This window comes from Paenibacillus sp. FSL R5-0749 (assembly GCF_038595085.1).
Lineage (GTDB): Bacteria > Bacillota > Bacilli > Paenibacillales > Paenibacillaceae > Paenibacillus.
Genome location: NZ_CP152005.1, coordinates 120,398 through 140,343, shown reverse-complemented (window position 1 = coordinate 140,343; position 19,946 = coordinate 120,398). Strand labels below are relative to the sequence as shown.

The following is a 19,946-nucleotide window of genomic DNA, read 5'->3' as shown; positions in this document are numbered from 1 at the left end:
GCTTACATATAACATATAAAAACCCCTGCCAGATCAGCAGGGGTGTGTTGGATGCAGTTAGCAGACAACTCCAAGAATTGTCCTATTAGATTCCGTATTTCTTCTTGAAACGATCAACACGGCCGCCAGCATCGATAAACTTCTGTTTACCTGTGAAGAACGGGTGGCACGCGGAGCAAATCTCTACACGAAGTCCGTCTTTAACCGAACCTGTCTCAAAAGTATTCCCGCAAGCGCAAGATACTTGACCAATCGTGTATTTAGGATGAATTGCTTCTTTCATTACCTTTCACCTCTTTCCGCCCTGAGCCTCAAGCGGACCCAGAGTAAATGGCACAACTCTGAGATTATAACACGGCCTTGTGCCTGTTGCAATCCATTATTGTTAAGAGGTAATCAACCGTTTGGGACGTGCCATTCCAGCTGGTGGAACATGGGTATACGATCCGATCACAACATCAGGCAACTCGTCTTCAAAGATCTCAATCATCTGCTTCATGCCCAAGATATCTCCTTGAGCAGGAGGGATTAATTCCAGATAACTCTCCGGATCAATATTGAGGTTACGCATCTGAATCAAGCGTAGATCGGTTCTTCTCGCAAACTCAATCATCGCCTCAATCTCTTCTTCACGATCCGTTACACCCGGGAAGATCAAATAGTTAATCGAGGTGTATACACCCTGCTGCGCCGCATATTTCATCGACTTTTCAACATTGGCTAAGGTATAACCACGTGGTTTATAGTAGGCGTTATAATGGTCATCCAGTGCGCTGATTGTACTTACGCGCATCAGATCCAATCCAGCATCCACAATACCTCTAATATGATCGTTCAGACCGGCATTGGTATTAATGTTGATATACCCCATGTCCGTTACAGAACGCACTTCGCGAATCGCTTCAATAATCAACTTGGCCTGCGTGGAAGGCTCCCCTTCACAACCTTGTCCAAAGCTAATGATGGACTCTGGCGTCTTCAGGTGTTCCAGCATAACCTCCACAATCTCATCCACACGTGGTCGGAAGTTCATACGTGTCTGCGGGGAAACAAAGCCGCTATCATCCGGTTGCTCGGAGATACACCCGAAACAACCTGCATTGCAAGAATACGATACTGGTACTCCACCTTCCCAACGGTTCAGGAACGTGTTCGATGAAGTCAGACATTCATATCCAAGCGCACAGTTGGATAGATGGGTATAGAGACGGTTCTCGGGGTATTGCTCTGTCAATCGTTTAACCCCGGAACGCACATCGTCACGGTCACAGTTGAGCGGATTCCACTTGTCAGGACTATCCGACTTCGAAGCGGTGACATAAAAACCGCCATCTTTCCAGACTACTGCGGAATAACCGAACAACGGCAACTTATACTCCTTATCTGTCTTCACATAACCAGGAAGACACAAACGAGTGAATCCCTGTGGAAGCAACGCACCTACAGCCTGTGTGTCCGTTGGCATTGGCAGCATCTCACCGGTATCCGGGTCCATACCAATAGGACGGGTGCTTGGGAGTCCAACTAATGTTGCACCTTCTGGCAAAGGAATTAACTCATCTTCCATAATCTCAACGATCATATCTCCACTGCGGGCAAGCCCGTACAGGGATGGGTGATCAAATACATTACCTTTTTCATCTGCGTATACTAAATACATGATGTTCTCCTCACATCTAATGGGTTAAACCTAACGACGGGTATATTGTAACATTCACAGCAGTGCTGCAAAAAGAAAATGATTAGTCGAACGACACTTACGTCGATGTACCTGATGTAGCTGTCTGTCTAGGTGAGCGACGGGTAGTTGTTGTCCCGGAATTGCTTGTCGGGCTATTACCAGCCGAATCAAATGCCGCCAAAAACTCTGCATTTGTCTTGCTGTTACGAAGTTTCTTCAGGAATCCTTCGACAAAGTCATGGGAATCATTCATGTTTTTACGAATCGCCCAGATTGTATCCAACTCTTCCTTGCTAAGCAATACTTCTTCACGACGTGTGCCTGAACGACGAATGTCGATTGCCGGGAATATGCGGCGCTCTGCCAGACGACGGTCCAGATGAAGCTCCATATTACCTGTACCCTTAAATTCTTCATAAATGACGTCATCCATACGCGATCCGGTATCAATCAATGCCGTTGCCAGGATGGTCAAGCTTCCGCCTTCTTCCACATTTCGGGCAGAACCGAAGAAACGTTTCGGACGATGGAATGCAGCCGGATCAATACCACCACTAAGTGTACGACCGGATGGTGGAATAACCAGGTTATATGCACGGGCAAGACGCGTAATGCTATCCAGCAGGATAACAACATCCTTTTTGGCCTCAACGAGACGAAGCGCACGCTCAAGTACCAATTCCGCCACTTTAATATGATTCTCAGGCAGTTCATCAAATGTCGAAGCCACAACTTCCCCTTTTACCGAACGCGACATATCCGTTACTTCCTCTGGACGTTCATCAATCAACAGGACAAACAGTTCAATTTCAGGATTGTTAGTTGAGATGCTGTTGGCAATTTCTTTGAGGAGAAGCGTTTTACCCGCTTTGGGAGGTGCTACGATCAATCCGCGCTGTCCCAATCCTACCGGGGCGAGCACATCCATAATTCGTGTGGACAAATGGTTGGGGGATGTTTCGAGAACCAGTTTTTTCTGCGGATACAGTGGGGTTAGTGCCGGGAAGTGAAGTCGCTCTGCAGCCGCCGATGGATTCTCACCATTTACAGCGTTGACTTGCAACAAACCGAAGTATCTCTCGTTTTCCTTAGGCGTTCTACATTTACCTGATACGAGGTCACCTGTTCTTAGGTCAAACTTGCGAATCTGCGAAGCTGAGATGTAGATGTCTTCTGTACTTGGCAAGTAGTTAATCGGCCGAAGAAATCCGTAACCTTCAGGTAAAATCTCGAGTACGCCTTGCATGAACATCAGACCGCTCTGTTCGGCTTGTGCGCGCAGTATAGCAAAGATTAATTCTTTCTTTTTTAACGTACCATAGTAAGGTATCTGATATTTTTTGGCCAGTTTGTAGAGGTCCGTTAGTTTCATTTCTTCCAAATCGGAAATTTGTAGATCCATATAATAACCACCTATTCAATTAATAAGTCCGTGTGAAATGGATAGTTTCGCTAGATGTTCCGGCTATAGAGCGCAGCATCTGCCACAATCTCTTCTGTCCATTGTACGGAATGTAACCGTTATAATGCAAATACTTGTCTTTGAGTGTAAGTTTCCGGGTGGGATGGCCAACATTCGGCATGATCCGCTATTGAGTGAACGATGCATTGAGGCGATCAATCCGGATAGACCGGCTATGGAGCGCAGTTCAAACAAAACCGGGGGTTGGGGATGAGAAATGATGTTCTTACAGCCATATGAAGTTTAATTCAAAAAAAGACCCTCCGGTAAAGGAAACAGTAACATTTCGTCTTATGCCGGAGAGACTGAGAACTCTATTAAAACAGGTTTACCTAATCACCGAAAAGATATGCAGTTCAGTTAAAATAAACATGTGTAGGACTGAATCATGCATCATGCTTCCTATTAATTAATCCGTTTCCCGCCATACATCTGCACCGAGCAAACGAAGATTAGTCACCAGATGATCATAACCACGGTCAATATATTCAACCCCAGTTACTTCAGTCACACCTTCACTGACGGTGAGACCTGCAATCACCAGCGCTGCACCAGCGCGAAGATCGGATGCTTTTACTTTGGCCGCGTTTAATGCACTGCCTTCAATAATCGCTGACCGTCCTTCTACTCGAATCTTTGCGCCCATCCGTACCAACTCAGGCACATGCTTGAACCGATTGCTGTATACAAAGTCGCTCAGGACACTTACACCGGTTGCCTGTGTTAATACACTGGTCATTGGTGACTGAAGATCCGTCGGAAAACCAGGATACACCAGCGCCTTCACGTCAACATGATTATAGTTCGGTTTGCCAATAACACGTATACTTTCATCCAATTCCTCAATGCCAACACCCATCTCCAACAGCTTTGCCGTTAAAGCTTCCAGATGTTTGGGAATCACATTGTCAATCAGAACATCTCCACGCGTCGCCGCTGCAGCGATCATATACGTTCCCGCTTGTATACGGTCCGGAATGATGGAATGACGGCAGCCTTTCAGCTCCGAGACCCCTTCAATACGGATCGTTTCGGTACCTGCACCCTTGATGCTGGCACCCATGGAATTCAGAAGTGTTGCTACATCTATAATCTCAGGCTCTTTAGCCGCGTTTTCGATAATTGTAGAGCCTTTGGCACGAGTAGCCGCCAGCATAATATTAATGGTTGCGCCCACACTGCTTACATCAAGATAAATTTTTGCGCCGCGAAGCTCTTTGGCATGCAAATGAATGGAGCCATGTTCGTTCGTTACGGTTGCGCCAAGCGCTTCAAAACCTTTGATATGTTGATCAATTGGACGAGGCTCAAAATTACAGCCCCCTGGTAAACCTATCGTTGCTTCTTTGAAACGTCCCAGTAATGCACCCATCATATAATACGAAGCGCGAAGCTTCTTCACGGGACCATTCGGCATAGGAATGGATTTGATCTCAGAAGGGTCAATTTTCATCTGACTGCCTTCCCAAGTTACACGTGCTCCGAGTTCCTCCAAAATTTCTGCATAAACCGCCACATCACTCAAAAGCGGCAGGTTGTCCAACACGACTTCTGACTCGGCAAGCAATGCTGCAGGAATAAGCGCAATGGCGCTGTTCTTGGCGCCGCTTATAGTTACAGTTCCCTGTAACGGACGTCCGCCACTAATCATCAATTTTTCCATAAAGCTTAATGTCCCCCTACGTGTTTTGCAGCCGATGAACGGCAATACGTGCTGTTGGCTTCCGATGTAGAAATAAGGTGTGAAAATGGAAAGACACCGGCTAGGCGGTGTTCTTCCATTTCACAGTATGGAACTGGCAAAGATAAATTACGCTTTGTTGTTGGAACCAAACTCGCGGATTTTACCTTTAACGGTTTCTTTGATTGCATCACGGCCTGGTACGATGAATGTACGTGGATCGTAAGCATCTGGTTTAGCTGCAAGTACTTCACGAACCACTTTCGAGAAAGCAATTTGGTTCTCTGTGTTTACGTTAATTTTGGATGTACCCAGGGAAATGGCTTTGTCGATGTCGTGTTTAGGAATACCTGTACCACCGTGCAATACGAGTGGAACTTGTACCGCGTCACGAACTTCTTCCATCTCTTTGAAGCCCAGGTTAGGCTCGCCATGGTAAGGACCGTGTACGGAACCAAGAGCCGGTGCCAATGTGTCGATACCTGTTTCTTTAACGATACGGATACACTCGTTCAGGTCAGCGTACATGATTCCGCCGATAACATCGTCTTCTTGTCCGCCTACAGTACCTACTTCAGCTTCTACAGAAACGCCTTTAGCGTGTGCATATTCAACAACTTTTTTAGTCATTTCGATATTTTCATCGATAGAGTGGTGGGAACCGTCGATCATAACGGATGTAAATCCAGCATCGATCGCTTCTTTACACTTGTCGAAGCTTGAACCGTGGTCCAAGTGGATCGCAACTGGTACGGAGATTTTCATGTCGTGAATGAGTCCTTCTACCATTTTAACTACAGTGTAGAAGCCGCCCATGTGACGTGCTGCGCCTTCGGATACACCCAGGATTACTGGGGATTTTTCTTCTTCAGCTGCACCAAGAATCGCTTGAGTCCACTCAAGGTTATTGATGTTGTATTGACCAACTGCATATTTTCCTTCAAGTGCTTTGTTCAACATGTCTGTCATAGATACTAATGGCATGGTTTCAATCCTCCTAGGGGTTTGGGTTGTGTCTATGGTTTTTAGCCGAAATCACATACGGCCTTATTATACCACATCCCATGTCAAATACTAAACAAGCATTTGCAAAAATGCTGTGCTTTGCAGCACAGTTTTCATAGACACCGCTTTATAACTTGCCCATTTCCAATATTCCCCGGATAAAGCGGTGAAATACCCCATTCTCCCCATCAAGTACCACCTATATTGTCCGCATACAAAAAAATCCTGTATCAACAGGATTCAACTGCATTTATTGACAGTACCATTGCGAAGCTGCATATTCACAGCCACTCGCATCTCGTCGATATCAAACGGTTTCGTGAAGTGCATGAGCGCTCCGAGATCCGTAGCTTCCTTAATCATGTCCAGTTCACCATAAGCGGTCATCATGATCACTTTGATCCCCGGATCAATTTCTTTAATATGCTTCAGGATTTCCAGACCGTCCATCCCGGGAATCTTCATATCGAGCAATACCAGGTCAGGCTTGTCATTATTTACAATCTCCAGAGCAACCTTGCCGTTGGGTGCTTGAAAGGTGTTATACCCTTCACTGCTGAACACTTCCATTAATAGGATTCGGATTCCGTTCTGGTCATCAACAATCAAAACTTTTTTATCTTCCACTCTGTAACCCCCTAGAATTAGGAAAGCATATACGTCTTTGAATCTGGATAACTATCCCATAGTCGTCATGATAAGTATTCTACCTCTTCCATTAAAATCCTGCTACTTTCACAAAATGACAAAAAGCATTTCAGCCTGCTTTTTACGCAAAAAAAAAGGGATGTTCACAGCAACCTCTGCGGTTGCCATGAACATCCTCCAATATCTATTACGTCAACGCTAAAACATGATTATTTCTTTGCATTCTCCAATGAAGCTTTCACGAATTCACGGAACAATGGTTGCGGACGGTTCGGACGGGAAGTGAATTCCGGATGGAATTGTACCGCCAGGAACCATGGGTGTCCTGGAAGTTCCACGATCTCAACCAGACGTCCATCCGGGGATGTACCCGAGATAACCAGTCCTGCTTTTTCGATCGCTTCACGGTATTCGTTGTTGAACTCATACCGGTGACGGTGTCTCTCATACACCAGCTCGTCATCATAACAAGCCATCGCCAAAGAACCTTCTTGAAGCTTACAAGGATACAGACCCAGACGCATCGTACCGCCCAGATTTTCGATATCTTTTTGCTCAGGCAACAGATCGATTACAGGGAATTCGGTAGCCGGATTAATCTCGGAGCTGTTCGCACCATTCAAACCAACAATGGAACGTGCATATTCAATAACGGAAACCTGCATACCCAGGCAAATACCGAAGAACGGAATTTGTTTCTCACGAGCATAACGGATTGCCGATACTTTACCTTCAATACCACGATCTCCGAATCCGCCAGGAACAAGGATACCGCCAATACCATGTAACAGGTCGCCTACATTCTCATCCGTAATATCTTCAGAAGGAACCCAGCGAATTTTCACATCCGCATTCGATGCGAATCCAGCATGAGACAACGACTCAACAACACTCAGGTATGCATCATGCAACGCTACATACTTACCAACAATAGCGATCTCAACCGTATGCTCCAACTTGTTGATCCGGTCAACCAGCCCTTCCCACTCGCTCATATCCGGTGCAGGAGTAGTCAGTTTCAGGTGATTTACCACAATCTCATCCAAGCCTTCTTCACGCAGGTTCAAAGGCACTTGATACAAGGTGTCTGCATCGCGACATTCAACCACGGCATTCTCATCAATGTCGCAGAAGAGAGCGATCTTGGCTTTCATGTCGTCAGACAATTCATACTCCGTACGGCAGACAATCACATTCGGTTGAATACCGATGCTGCGCAGTTCCTTAACACTATGCTGTGTTGGTTTTGTTTTCACTTCACCCGCTGCTTTGATATAAGGAATAAGTGTTACGTGAATGTACATCACATTGTCGCGACCTACATCACTCTTGATCTGACGAATGGCTTCCAGGAAAGGCAAACTCTCAATGTCGCCCACTGTTCCGCCAATTTCCGTAATAACCACATCTGAACCAGCTTCACGTCCAGCGCGGAATACACGCTCTTTGATCTCGTTCGTAATGTGTGGAATAACTTGTACCGTTCCGCCCAGATATTCCCCGCGTCGCTCTTTGCTGATGACGGAAGAGTATACTTTACCAGTCGTGACGTTGCTGTTTTTGGAGAGATTGATATCAATAAAACGTTCATAGTGGCCAAGGTCCAGATCCGTTTCCGCGCCATCATCCGTTACAAAAACCTCGCCGTGCTGATAAGGGCTCATAGTCCCCGGGTCAATGTTGATATACGGATCAAATTTCTGGATGGTTACTTTAAGCCCTCTGTTTTTCAGCAATCTGCCCAGCGAAGCAGCTGTAATCCCTTTGCCCAGGGAGGACACAACTCCGCCCGTCACGAAAATATACTTTGTCACTGTTATTACCCTCCTAATATAAGTACAGAAATTCAGGCGATATATGGTATTATCGTAACCTGTTTCCCAGGTAATCATCGTTAAAAAGAGCAATGGCAGAAATTCCCTGCATCTGCGAACTGCTCTTTCTGCGAAGACGGTTTAAATACACGTTGTTTTACAGCAAAAAAATGGTGCAAATATTCCGGTAGCCTTCATTTCATTTAGTGTTTTTGATATACAAAAACGGGCCACGAAATGTTGGCCGGGAGCATACGGAAAGGAAATTATTTTGCAAAATTATGCCTCTAAAAATACAAAAAAAAGTACTCCCGCAGGACGGGGCACCTTCTATAAAAAACATAAATATATTGTCGCTCATTCATAAGCCCATGCAATAGTTTACCCGTTACCCCGTCTGCTGTCAAGGCTGACTATTCCGGGGAAACGGGTAAATTATAGACGTCAAAAATGACTACCGATTATCAGAATCGTCGTCAAATTCATCCTCGTTTTCAGACTCTTCTTCGTCTTCTTCGAGGTCTTCATCTTCCAGATCGTCATCTTCGACCAGCACTTCTTCTTCGCTGTCTTCTTCATCAAAGATGTCATCTTCGTCTTCATCTTCTTCGTCTTCATCTTCGTCTTTATCCGTGCTGTCGAAGTCTTCATCGCTGTTATAGCTATCTTCTTCTTCACCGAAGTCTTCATCTTCCAGATCATCATCTTCATCGTTGATGATACGCGGACGCTTCGCACCCGTCATGGAATCTTCTGTTCCAGCTACCGGATACCAGCGCTTCAAGCCCCACAGACTTGTACCGACACAAGCAAAACGGCCATCGATATTAATCTCGGTATATAGCTGGGCGATAAACTCGTTGATTTCTTCATCAGTCATTCCGCGCTGCTTCGCTACCTCATTCATCAAGTCACGATAGTAATACGGCGTATTAGCCGCTTTCAGCACCATAAAGGCAAGGTCCACCAAAGGGATCTCTTTTACCTTTTCTTTATCAATTTTCAAATTGAGCGAGGTACTCACTGCAGACACTTCCTCTCACACAAAATTCACTTTTTAACCCCTACGAACTGGACTGTTACGTATAACATATCCATTAACAAACCTAAGTAAAACCTATTTAGCGTTAAAAAGCAAGTTTTTATGTACGGATGTGACGCAAATACGGAGAGCAGCTCCAATCTGTCCAATATATTCAACGCGATACGAGATTAAACTCATACGTGTCCTTCATTGCAAAAGAGACAACTCCATAATAAAAAAGACGGAGTCCCCTCCGCCTTTTGACTGTATACCCTTGAAGGATTGCTCCTCACCAGGTTCCCCGCAAGAGCCCTCTAGCTCTCCATCCATCATATGTCCCTGCGCCCGTTTTGACACGAAGTGAATGTGTTTTTATAAAAAAAGGGCAAGTTCCCCATGCGGCGGGATGAGCGCATTCATAGAATACCTCAGCATGTTCATCCCGAAGGGGGCTGCCCATTATGGACTATACTGGTTTATTGCATCAATTAATTGACGGAATGAGACGCCCTGAACCAGAACAGGGAGGGCGATATTTGATCCGATTTGCCAAACCGCAGCAGTACGAGGCCTGCCTCGTGGAATTATCCCGAATGCGGAATGAATTTACCGACCTTGGGGCCGTCCGCTCCTCGCGACTAGCTCGTTCCATTATCGCTACAGTACAACGCCCGGAGGATTTATACCGCTATGGGGATGAGATTACGATTGAAGAAGACACCCCCATCTCCCTTCACGCCACCGCGCTCCACAGCAAACCGAGCAATGCCCAAGGCATACCCTGGGGAGTGAAGCAGATTCGGGCACCCAAAGTATGGTCTGTATCTACCGGGCACCGGATCAAAATCGGTGTAATTGATACAGGTGCTGATTATCACCATCCTGATCTTCGATATTCCCTGGCACGCGGAATCAATCTGTTAAACCGCAGCCTGCTTCCTCATGATGATAATGGACACGGCACCCACATTGCGGGGACCATCGCCGCAGCCAACAGCACCGCAGGCATGATTGGTGTAGCTCCACGGTCCCTGATCTATCCCGTGAAGGCATTCGACCACAACGGATCGGCTTATGTATCCGACATTGTGCTTGGCATCGATTGGTGTGTGCGTAACAGGGTCGATATCATCAACATGAGCTTTGGCATGAAAACACGCAGCAAGGCGCTGCTTGATGTTGTCAATCGTGCGTACCATGCCGGAATTGTCATTGTTGCTTCGTCAGGAAACGATGGCAAACGACGCAGTATTGATTATCCAGCACGTTATCCGCAGACCATATCCGTCGGAGCAACTGACAAAAACAGACGTATTGCTTCCTTCAGCAATCGTGGCGCATATGTGGATGTCTATGCACCTGGTGATAAGATTGTCTCCTCATGGGTGCAAGGCAAGCATCACGAGATGAGCGGCACTTCCATGGCAACCTCGCATGTGAGCGGTGCTATCGCCTTGCTGCTTGCTAAGCATCCGGGATTATCCCCCAGTGAAATCAAGACCCTCGTCAAACGTGCTACGATCCCACTGCGAGCCCGCAAGACTACCACAGCGAAAACCAAAATACGTGGCGGTGAGATTGACGCCCTGAAGCTAATGCAGGAGGGCGAAGAGTGAGTAGGCTATGCTAACCATTAGCAGAACTCGTTTGATTGATGTTTGGCGAATCACAGTAACCCACCCCCGACTTGAATGTGCGAAGGGATCTTGCTTGCGGCTGAATCCTCAAGTGGCACCCGCTGTGATGTCTGGGGAGGCTAGCGTACCTTAGATAGGGAAATTCGTTTTCTTCAGCTCCGGGTACAAAACAAAAAAAAGTCTCCATGTACCACGTTGAAGACACAACGCGGACATGGAGACTTTTTGCTTGAGGCGGAGCGGCGGCAGGCCGCAAGCCTGGAATTTACATTTTATCTGGTGCGCTTACGCCTACCAGACGAAGCGCCGTTGCAATAACGGTACGTACAGCACCAATCAGTGCAAGACGTGCCTGAGTTTGCTGCGCATCTTCCGTAATGACACGTTCTGCACGGTAGTAGCTGTGGAACAGGGATGCCAGCTCGTATACATAACGGATGATACGATGAGGCGCATATCCTGTTGCCGCTGCCGAGATTTCTTCAGGCAGTTCTCCCATTTTGCGAAGAAGGTCATACTCGTGCTCTGTTGTCAGCTTAGACAGGTCGATCTGTGCCAGTGGCAGCAGTTCAATTCCTTGTTCTTCAGCCTGACGGTATACGCTACATACACGTGCATGCGCATATTGTACATAAAATACCGGATTTTCATTGGATGTCGAAATTGCAAGGTCCATGTCAAAGTCCAGGTGGGAGTCCATGCTCCGCATCGTGAAGAAATAACGGATGGCATCAATACCCACTTCATCCATCAGATCTTCCATCGTTACAGCTTTACCTGTACGTTTGGACATTTTCACTTTCTCGCCGTTCTGGAACAAGCTCACCATCTGTGCAATCAAAACGACCAGTTTCTCAGGGTCATTGCCCAGTGCTTGCATCGCAGCTTTCATCCGGGGGATATAACCATGGTGATCCGCACCCCAGATGTTGATCATCGTGTCGTATCCACGCGCATATTTGTCGCGGTGATAAGCAATATCTGGCGTCAGGTAAGTATACGTGCCATCGTTCTTGATTAACACACGTTCTTTGTCGTCACCGTATTGCATCGTTTTCAGCCAAGTTGCTCCATCTTGCTCATAGATCTCATTGCGGTCACGCAATTCATCAAGCACTCGCAGAACTTCTCCGTTGTCATACAGGGAGGTCTCGCTGAACCAGATGTCAAAGTTAACACGGAAGCGATTCAAGTCACGTTTGATCTTGTCCAGTTCCTTCTCCAGTCCAAAGTCACGGAAATAAGCTGCACGGTCACCCGGGTGCATGGACAGCAATTCATCACCCTTTTCAGCAACGAGTTGCTTGGCAAATCCTTTAATATCTTCACCGTGATAACCATCTTCAGGCATCTCAGCATCCTGACCCAGCTCTTGCAGATAACGAGCTTCAATGGAACGAGCCAGATTAAACACCTGATTACCTGCATCATTAATGTAGTATTCACGGGTTACTTCATATCCAGCGTAGTCAAGGATGTTACATAGAGCATCACCTACAGCCGCTCCACGGGCATGACCCAGATGCAGACTGCCTGTTGGGTTGGCACTGACGAACTCCATCTCGACTTTGCGCCCTTCTCCGATGCTAATTCTTCCGTAGTCTTTGCCCTGCTCCTGCACAAGCGCAAGTACTGGATAAAGGTAACTCTTGTCCAACTTAAAGTTAATGAATCCTGGACCGGCAATCTCAGCCTTCTCGATTCCTGCTTCAGCCAGATTCAGATTGGCAATGATCTCTTCAGCAATCTGGCGCGGATTGCGCTTGGCAATCTTGGTCAGCTGCATGGCAGCATTGGTAGCCAGGTCCCCGTGTGTCTTCTCACGCGGTACTTCCAATGTAATGGCTGGCAATTCTTCCTGTGTAACAATTCCGGCCGCCACAATGGCGTTGCCGATGGCCGTGCTTACCCGTTCGTTAATCGTATCTAATGGATTACGTGTCATGAAATTGGTTCCTCCTGTATATGCAAACTAATCGCGAAATGTCCGGATTCTTCATCAAAGCGGTAAAAGTCGTAGCTCCACGCTGCGCGTGCGCTCAATCCCTGAATGGAAAGTTCCAGCTTCTGTGTATGCGTGGACAGGGCAAACGACATGTATGGTGATCGGTAGAAACCAGGAAGCTTCCGATTCAATTCAAAAGTCTGCTCCGATTCCACTTCACCATGACGTATAATCTTGATGGATTGTCCACCCAGCTTCAATGTGGTACGAGTTGTGCCTCCCTCGGGTCCAACCTCCGGTTCTTCATAACGAACATAAAGAACAGACCCTTTCAACACGGCTTCACCCTGCATTTCCTGCAGCACATCTTCACCTTCATAACGGCTGTGCAGCCGGATGTGTACCGGTCGCATGTTCGACATGAATGTTAACCTCCATTATATTCGAGGCGACGCAAAATCAGGCACGGCCGGTGAGAACAGCCCTTCCCGTATTGTTGTGTCGCTATACGCGCTCATATTCCCGGATAGCTCGCTATCCTACACTCTACTGTATAACTATATCCAGTTCCCTCGCTCAATTCAAATCCAAATTCAGAGTTTTTTCCTCATCAAGCCAAAAAAGAAGAGCTACACCTGTAAAGTGCAGCTCCCTTTTGCTTCATTATAGTAATATTCATTCATCCGATCAGGCCCATTGTGATTCATAAGGAAAAGGACATGTCGACTCGCTCAGCTTCGCTCGCACCTGTACAAGACAGCCACAGTGCCGACAAGTCGTGCCATATTGCAATCCCGGACAGGCAGAGCAGATGGATAGCCGCCGCTCGTATTCCTCATCCTGTACCGTCGGACGCGAGCGTGAAGCAATCTCAACAAGTCTGGCCATTTTGGCATCGCTAATCTTCACATCATACTGATCATTGCAACCCTTGCAAGGTTCCTGCCTTTTCATCATTATCCCTCTATAGCGATGACCCCAACCGATGCTGGAGGAAGAACAAAACGCAAGGTGTTATTCTCCAGTGTGAGTCCCTCCCACGCCACAGGCTGAACATGATTCGGCTGTTCAAAGGTATTGAATGCGCCAAAATCAGTATGGTGCAGAATCTGCCCGGATACTTTAGCCGCTTGAGCTGCATCCAGCTGACAGACAACTTCCAATTCATCGATGTGGCTCAGATTACAAGCTGTCACATGAATGACCCCATCCTTGTTGCGGGACGCTGATAAGCTGAGCTGAGGAATGGTGTCTTCACCGAAGGTATACCCAGGGCTATCATAATTCAAATCCAGCCGCTGCGCATCCATATGAACCTGATACATATCAAATACATGATACGTAGGTGTCAGGAGCATTTTGTCCCCTTCCGTGAGCACAAGCGATTGAAGCACATTGACGATCTGTGCAAGATTCGCCATCTGTACCCGTTTATTATGCTGATTGAAAATGTTAAGGTTCACCGCTGCAAGAACTGCATCCCGCATCGTATTTTGCTGGTAGAGGAAGCCCGGATTGGTTCCCGGCTCGACGTTATACCACGTTCCCCACTCGTCTACAATGATACCCACCCGGCCATCTGGATCATATTTATCCATAATTTCGGAGTGCTTCACAAGCAATTCATCCATAAACAGCGTTTTCTTTAACGTGGTAAACCATTCAGCCTCTCCAAAACCGGTAGCGTTGCCTTTGTCTTCCCACACACCTGTCGGAATTGTATAATAATGAAGACTGATGCCATCCATGAAACGGGCAGCTTCCCGCATCAACACTTCCATCCATTCATAGTTACTATCGTTCGGGCCACAAGCGATTTTATAAATCTCGTTCCCGGAATAATTACGTACATATGTAGCATACCGACGATATTCATCCGCATAATATTCAGGACGCATATTCCCGCCGCATCCCCAGTTCTCATTTCCCACGCCAAAATACTTCAGCTTCCACGGTTCTTCCCGGCCATTCTGTTTCCGCCAGTTCGCCATAGGAGACTCGCCATCAAACGTAATGTATTCCACCCATTCCTGCATTTCCTGCACGGTTCCGCTACCCAGGTTGCCACTGATATATGGCTCGGTGCCGAGCAACTCACATAATCTCAAGAATTCATGCGTACCAAAGTGATTGTTCTCTTCCACACCACCCCAGTGCGTATTGATCATACGAGCACGCTCACTCTTCGGACCCACACCGTCTTTCCAGTGATATTCATCGGCAAAACAACCGCCCGGCCAACGAAGGACTGGAACATTAAGCTTCTGCAAGGCCGTCAATACATCATTTCGAATTCCATCCGTATTCGGAATAGGTGAATCTTCTCCTACCCACAGCCCCTCATAAATACAACGTCCCAAGTGTTCGGAAAAGTGACCATATATATTGCGATTTATTAATCCTTGGTCTGAATCTGCCTTTAGAATAACATCAACCATGATTTCAACCTCCATATAATGTATTGTTATCGCTTACAATAACTTGTTTTAAAGCAGGTTTCAACCGTTTTTATTTCTACACAAACAAGCCCCTTCCCACATCATTAGCCAGGAAGAGGCTTATTCATTATAGATATCCATGCAGAGACATACCAGATTGATTATCATTCATTTCTAATTTGGATTTGCTCTGTTGTTATTTCAGATTAACAGGCTATTTAATCCTGCTCTGAAGGCAACAACATTTTTTGTGTCCACGTTGTTCCGCCATCAGTAGTCTGATAGATCGCAGGGGAGTTATCACTTGTTACGACGAGCCAACCCGTCTTGGCCGATGGGAAAGAGATACGGGAACTGTACCCCGGATCTTTCAAGTCAACGTTTTTCCACGTGGAACCTGTATCATAAGAACGTCCAATACCCACTTTACCAGCTGCTGGTGAACCTGCAGACAGATAAGCTGTCTGATTACCAATCAACGCCATGTTACCTGGATGACCACCTGGATTGGCAGGTCCGGTTCCTTTACCCGTACTGTTTGTACCTGGCGCAGGACCTCCTCCTGCTGTGGATTGCGCAAATACTTGGGTCCAGTTCTTACCTTGATTGCCGCTCGCATAGAGGGAGTACGATTGTTGGGACATGCCTGCATCACCATACAGAAGGGCCCACACTTGCTGACCATGTGCATAGAGATCCGCTCCACTCCATGTGTCTGAGACAACTCGAAGAGAGGTTGTCCAGTTCTTGCCGCCATCACTCGTTTGCTTCAAATGATATCCCGATCCGGGTACAACCACCACGGCATATCCTTGCTTTTCTGTGATAAAGGCAGCTGCACGCGTGTTGGCAGGTGTATTCATTTTGCTCCAGGTTACCCCGCCATCCTTCGTCTGATATGCACCATTATAGGTGTAACCATAACCTACATCTTTATTGCGAAAATCGATTCGCTTGAATTGAATGCCCGGCGTATCGAGCCGCGTCCAGTGCGATCCTCCATCATGGGTACGGATCAGATAGGTTGCAGGTGAATTTTTCACTTGTGCCAACGCATATCCATTCACATTATTCGGAAAATCAAGCTGTGTGAATTGCCACTGCCCGGTATATATGGACTGCCACGTACATCCTGCATTTGAGGTTCCGATCAGGAAGCCTTCACCCCCAGCTCGTCCAGTCGTATCATTAAGAAAATCAATGTCTGTAAATTGCAGGTGCTGCTCTTCCACGCCGCTACCTTTTTTCAGTGTAGTAGCTAGTCCGTGATCTCCCTTTCCACAATCCTGCGAGGATTCAGCGTTTGCGCCTGAAAGCATATGTACCGGTCCCATCCCCCAAGCCAGCGTTAACGATAATGCGAGTGCACCAATCCGTTTCCATGTCACTGTACTCTTAGTTGTCATCGTAACACCTCCTTCTATGGTTTTACCCAAATCGGGTGATGATAACGTAACAATCTGGCGCACTTCGATGACAATTTCGCAAGAAAAAAACCACCTTTACCCATGATTGGTATCATGCGGGCAGAGGTGGTTGATTACTAAACGTAGTGCACTCTAAGTTACATGGGAAATGTTCTTATACCAAGGATAACAAAACTGACACTTAAGAACAGGCATAAACTAAAGTATATTTTGTTGTATTTATATTCCCGAATACTATATGCAGCAAAAAGCATCGCGAGGCTAGCCAACATCAACGTGAAGTTAAGAAATACCGTCACTGCTAATACAAAATTGATGAAAAAAACTATAAAAACTACAGGAAACCATTTGGGATACATACTCAATTGAGATCGAATCACACGCATACATATTCACCTTCCTCTACTTCCATATTATACATAAGTGTGGTGATAGATTCATGCCAAGGCAAGATATCTGCATGTGCGAGCCTGTACTGATACAAGCAATAAATGGTAGAGGCATAGGAACATACGTGCTATAATCTATATTATGGACTCTTGAATAACGGTGGATGTTTTCCAGATCACGGCGCAGCTTCCCGAGAGGGGGTGACGTCGATGGTCAAACTTGTGGCGTTGCTTGATGTGATCCGATGGATTGCTGCGATCCTCAGTATTGTACTGAGTGGACGAAAGCTTTACCGTTGGTTACGCAAAAAGTTTCGTAGCAAGCGAAAACCCACCTCATAAGGTCGGAAGCCTGACGGTGGGTTTCGCTTGAATAGCATTATTTAGTTCATGCGCGCCGTGGCAATCCACAGCCTTTCGGGTCCTAAGAGTCTTTGCCGTTGGCGCGGTGAAGACTCTTTTTTAGTATATGGTCGAACCCGATCACCATATACTTCACGAATGTAATATATCAATTAATATACTACTGAATACTTATGTAGTCAGTATAGCATAGCTCTTTCCAAAAGTTAAATTAAGTTAAGTTAATTTAACTTAATTTAACTTCGTTATTTGGTTTGCCAGAATACTTTTGGTCCAACAATCAATTCCGTTCCTTAGGCTAGAATAGTTGAGGACACAGGGATAAACGTGAACAAAAAAACGCCCTCCCTGCGCTAATTTGAAACAGCGCAGACAGAGAGCGTTATCTTTATCAATTATTCTGTGTTATTTCACGAATCCAAGCAGCATTTCGCGGATCAGCTTCGCAGCTACAATCTGTGTCTGTTGTGTGGGATCATAGATTGGTGCTACTTCAACCAGGTCACAACCAACTACATTTACATCAGATCCGGCGATCATATGGATGGCTTCCAGCAGTTCTTTGGACGTAATGCCGCCCGCTTCTGCTGTACCTGTTCCTGGAGCTGCTGACGGATCAAGCACATCGATGTCGATGGTCACATATACTGGACGGTTGCCCATCTTCGGAAGAGCTTCCTTCATCGGAGCTGCCACTTCAAATGGGTAGAAGTTGATGTTCTCGCGACCATACTGGAACTCCTCACGGGAACCAGAACGGATACCGAACTGATAGATGTTTTGGCCACCCATCAACTCAGCTGCTTTACGCACTGGCGTGGAGTGAGACAATGGCTCGCCTTCATAATTTTCACGAAGGTCTGCGTGTGCATCAATATGAATCAGGATAAGATCCGGGTATTTCTTGTACATTTGTTGGATGACTGGCCAAGTAACCAGATGCTCGCCACCGAGACCAACTGGGAACTTGTCATCAGCAAGCAGACTGCCGATGTATTCATGAATTACATCAAGGCTGCGTCCCGCGTTACCGAAAGGCAGTAGCAAGTCTCCAGCGTCAAAGTACGTCATGTCTACGATGCTTTTGTCGAGATATGGGCTGTACTCTTCGAGTCCAACCGATGCTTGACGGATATGAGATGGGCCAAAACGGGAACCCGGACGGAAGCTGACAGTATAATCCATGGGCATACCATAGATAACTGCTTTCGAGTTCTCATAATCCTCAGAGCTGCAAATAAATACGTTTCCTGAATAAGCTTGATCCAGTTTCATTAATGATTTCCCCTTTATTTCGTTAAATCTTCCACGAATTTAGGAAGTACAAATGCTGCTTTATGCAGACGCGGAGAGTAATACTTGGTATCCATCTCCGGGATTTGGGTCTCATCCACTTCGAGCGGGTCATGTTTCTTGCTACCCATCGTGAATGTCCATAAACCACTTGGATAGGTTGGAATATTACAGCCGTACACATGTACGATCGGGAAGATTTCTTTGACGTCTTTGTTCACCTTCTGGATCAAATCCGCCTTGAACCACGGGTTGTCCGTTTGGGCAACGAAGATTCCGTCTTCTTTTAACGCTTCATAGATACCTTGGTAGAAACCGCGCTCAAACAATGGAGCAGCCGGACCTACAGGCTCTGTAGAGTCTACGATGATCACATCGTATTCATTTTTATGTTCAATAATATGCATGTAGCCGTCGTTGACAAGCACTTCAACATTAGGCTCGTCCAACTTGCCGGCGATTTCAGGCAAATATTTTTTGGAGTATTCAATGACTTTTCCGTCGATCTCGACGAGAACTGCTTTTTCTACAGCAGCATGCTTGATCACTTCACGAATGACCCCGCCATCGCCGCCACCGACAACCAGAACTTTTTTCGGATTCGGGTGAGTGTTCAGCGCAGGATGTGCCGCCATTTCGTGATATACGAATTCGTCTTTTACGGTCGTCATCACCATGCCATCAAGAAGCAACATGTTACCGAATTCCTCGGTTTCTACCATGGCCAAATCTTGAAAATCGGTTTTCTCTGTAACATAGGTCTGCTTAATCTTCGCGGTGATCCCGAATACCGGGGTCTGTTTCTCCGTAAACCACAATTCCATAATCTCTACCTTCTTTCCGTAAAGTTAATGATCAGCCATACCCGATCAAGTGCGATGCACTATAATCGGTTCGCCCAAGCACGTCCAGCGTTCGGCGCCATATCACGTTATGATTGCTGGCCTGCGGGAAAAGTCCGCGGTTAACTTCATTATATAGATTAAATTGACCAGAGCGTGCAGAGCGTCTGACTAATCAATGAATCAATGACCATTCGTCTGTTCGTCCTTACGCGCTTTAGTATCTTGTGCCGAATCTTACCTTTTCATTACCCTTTTGCATTATACGCGATTGACGTTTATACTGCAAAACGGTTT

Annotated in this window: 17 protein-coding genes; 2 read left to right on the top strand and 15 right to left on the bottom strand. The window is 46.4% G+C overall.

Going from position 1 to position 19,946, the window contains the following annotated elements:
• Positions 1–85 precede the first annotated feature (85 nt).
• The 8 genes from rpmE to rpoE all read right to left on the bottom strand — a co-directional run bounded on the left by rpmE (position 86) and on the right by rpoE (position 9,315).
• Positions 86–283, bottom strand: coding sequence for a 50S ribosomal protein L31 (rpmE, locus tag MKY85_RS00655; protein ID WP_056698168.1), 198 nt, complete (start codon positions 281–283; stop codon positions 86–88).
• A 102-nt stretch (positions 284–385) separates the two neighbouring features.
• The gene (locus MKY85_RS00650; RefSeq protein WP_339238988.1) at positions 386–1,660 is read right to left on the bottom strand and encodes a radical SAM protein; all 1,275 of its coding nucleotides are present in this window, start codon (positions 1,658–1,660) and stop codon (positions 386–388) included.
• A gap of 97 nt (positions 1,661–1,757) precedes the next feature.
• The gene (gene rho / locus MKY85_RS00645) at positions 1,758–3,083 is read right to left on the bottom strand and encodes a transcription termination factor Rho (RefSeq protein ID WP_036607258.1); all 1,326 of its coding nucleotides are present in this window, start codon (positions 3,081–3,083) and stop codon (positions 1,758–1,760) included.
• Between the two features lie 469 nt (positions 3,084–3,552).
• On the bottom strand, positions 3,553–4,806 hold the full coding sequence (locus tag MKY85_RS00640; RefSeq protein WP_339238987.1) for a UDP-N-acetylglucosamine 1-carboxyvinyltransferase: 1,254 nt from the start codon (positions 4,804–4,806) through the stop codon (positions 3,553–3,555).
• A gap of 147 nt (positions 4,807–4,953) precedes the next feature.
• Positions 4,954–5,808, bottom strand: a complete 855-nt coding sequence (gene fba / locus MKY85_RS00635; RefSeq protein WP_091039193.1) for a class II fructose-1,6-bisphosphate aldolase — start codon at positions 5,806–5,808, stop codon at positions 4,954–4,956.
• Between the two features lie 261 nt (positions 5,809–6,069).
• Positions 6,070–6,456, bottom strand: coding sequence for a response regulator (locus MKY85_RS00630; RefSeq protein ID WP_339238986.1), 387 nt, complete (start codon positions 6,454–6,456; stop codon positions 6,070–6,072).
• Between the two features lie 230 nt (positions 6,457–6,686).
• Entirely contained in the window at positions 6,687–8,291 is a 1,605-nt protein-coding gene (locus MKY85_RS00625) for a CTP synthase (protein ID WP_339238984.1), read from the bottom strand.
• Positions 8,292–8,745: 454 nt separating this feature from the next.
• Positions 8,746–9,315: a DNA-directed RNA polymerase subunit delta gene (gene rpoE / locus MKY85_RS00620; RefSeq protein WP_062838121.1), complete on the bottom strand. Its 570-nt coding sequence runs from the start codon at positions 9,313–9,315 to the stop codon at positions 8,746–8,748.
• 461 nt (positions 9,316–9,776) lie between these two features.
• On the opposite strand from rpoE, the gene MKY85_RS00615 reads away from it, so the two are divergent.
• Complete coding sequence (locus MKY85_RS00615) at positions 9,777–10,931, top strand: S8 family peptidase (RefSeq protein ID WP_339238983.1); 1,155 nt, start codon at positions 9,777–9,779, stop codon at positions 10,929–10,931.
• A gap of 286 nt (positions 10,932–11,217) precedes the next feature.
• On the opposite strand, the gene argS is transcribed toward MKY85_RS00615, so the two are convergent.
• The 5 genes from argS to MKY85_RS00590 form a co-directional block, all read right to left on the bottom strand.
• Positions 11,218–12,897, bottom strand: a complete 1,680-nt coding sequence (argS, locus tag MKY85_RS00610; protein ID WP_339238982.1) for an arginine--tRNA ligase — start codon at positions 12,895–12,897, stop codon at positions 11,218–11,220.
• A complete protein-coding gene (locus MKY85_RS00605; RefSeq protein ID WP_339238980.1) occupies positions 12,894–13,319 on the bottom strand; it encodes a DUF1934 domain-containing protein in 426 nt (141 codons plus the stop codon). The genes argS and MKY85_RS00605 overlap by 4 nt, the downstream gene beginning before the upstream one ends.
• A 265-nt stretch (positions 13,320–13,584) precedes the next feature.
• Entirely contained in the window at positions 13,585–13,854 is a 270-nt protein-coding gene (locus tag MKY85_RS00600; protein ID WP_237178610.1) for a DUF6171 family protein, read from the bottom strand.
• The gene (locus MKY85_RS00595) at positions 13,854–15,335 is read right to left on the bottom strand and encodes an alpha-N-arabinofuranosidase (RefSeq protein WP_339238979.1); all 1,482 of its coding nucleotides are present in this window, start codon (positions 15,333–15,335) and stop codon (positions 13,854–13,856) included. The genes MKY85_RS00600 and MKY85_RS00595 overlap by 1 nt, the downstream gene beginning before the upstream one ends.
• Positions 15,336–15,553: 218 nt before the next feature.
• A complete protein-coding gene (locus MKY85_RS00590) occupies positions 15,554–16,741 on the bottom strand; it encodes a hypothetical protein (RefSeq protein WP_342571547.1) in 1,188 nt (395 codons plus the stop codon).
• A gap of 620 nt (positions 16,742–17,361) precedes the next feature.
• On the opposite strand from MKY85_RS00590, the gene MKY85_RS00585 reads away from it, so the two are divergent.
• Positions 17,362–17,493: a hypothetical protein gene (locus MKY85_RS00585; protein WP_017691304.1), complete on the top strand. Its 132-nt coding sequence runs from the start codon at positions 17,362–17,364 to the stop codon at positions 17,491–17,493.
• Between the two features lie 426 nt (positions 17,494–17,919).
• Here MKY85_RS00585 and speB read toward each other — a convergent pair whose 3' ends face one another.
• Positions 17,920–18,789 carry an agmatinase gene (speB, locus tag MKY85_RS00580; RefSeq protein WP_278297424.1) on the bottom strand — a complete coding sequence of 290 codons (870 nt, stop codon included), beginning with the start codon at positions 18,787–18,789 and terminating at the stop codon, positions 17,920–17,922.
• Positions 18,790–18,803: 14 nt separating this feature from the next.
• Complete coding sequence (gene speE, locus MKY85_RS00575; RefSeq protein ID WP_017691306.1) at positions 18,804–19,631, bottom strand: polyamine aminopropyltransferase; 828 nt, start codon at positions 19,629–19,631, stop codon at positions 18,804–18,806.
• Positions 19,632–19,946 lie beyond the last annotated feature (315 nt).

What these genes read in the sequence shown, in the direction of transcription:
- MKY85_RS00590 (WP_342571547.1), bottom strand. Translation starts at nt 16,741, where the DNA reads ATGACAACTAAGAGTACAGTGACATGGAAACGGATTGGTGCACTCGCA.
- MKY85_RS00650 (WP_339238988.1), bottom strand. Translation starts at nt 1,660, where the DNA reads ATGTATTTAGTATACGCAGATGAAAAAGGTAATGTATTTGATCACCCA.
- argS (WP_339238982.1), bottom strand. Translation starts at nt 12,897, where the DNA reads ATGACACGTAATCCATTAGATACGATTAACGAACGGGTAAGCACGGCC.
- speB (WP_278297424.1), bottom strand. Translation starts at nt 18,789, where the DNA reads ATGAAACTGGATCAAGCTTATTCAGGAAACGTATTTATTTGCAGCTCT.
- MKY85_RS00615 (WP_339238983.1), top strand. Translation starts at nt 9,777, where the DNA reads ATGGACTATACTGGTTTATTGCATCAATTAATTGACGGAATGAGACGC.
- MKY85_RS00595 (WP_339238979.1), bottom strand. Translation starts at nt 15,335, where the DNA reads ATGGTTGATGTTATTCTAAAGGCAGATTCAGACCAAGGATTAATAAAT.
- rho (WP_036607258.1), bottom strand. Translation starts at nt 3,083, where the DNA reads ATGGATCTACAAATTTCCGATTTGGAAGAAATGAAACTAACGGACCTC.
- MKY85_RS00600 (WP_237178610.1), bottom strand. Translation starts at nt 13,854, where the DNA reads ATGATGAAAAGGCAGGAACCTTGCAAGGGTTGCAATGATCAGTATGAT.
- speE (WP_017691306.1), bottom strand. Translation starts at nt 19,631, where the DNA reads ATGGAATTGTGGTTTACGGAGAAACAGACCCCGGTATTCGGGATCACC.
- rpmE (WP_056698168.1), bottom strand. Translation starts at nt 283, where the DNA reads ATGAAAGAAGCAATTCATCCTAAATACACGATTGGTCAAGTATCTTGC.
- MKY85_RS00605 (WP_339238980.1), bottom strand. Translation starts at nt 13,319, where the DNA reads ATGTCGAACATGCGACCGGTACACATCCGGCTGCACAGCCGTTATGAA.
- fba (WP_091039193.1), bottom strand. Translation starts at nt 5,808, where the DNA reads ATGCCATTAGTATCTATGACAGACATGTTGAACAAAGCACTTGAAGGA.
- MKY85_RS00585 (WP_017691304.1), top strand. Translation starts at nt 17,362, where the DNA reads ATGGTCAAACTTGTGGCGTTGCTTGATGTGATCCGATGGATTGCTGCG.
- MKY85_RS00640 (WP_339238987.1), bottom strand. Translation starts at nt 4,806, where the DNA reads ATGGAAAAATTGATGATTAGTGGCGGACGTCCGTTACAGGGAACTGTA.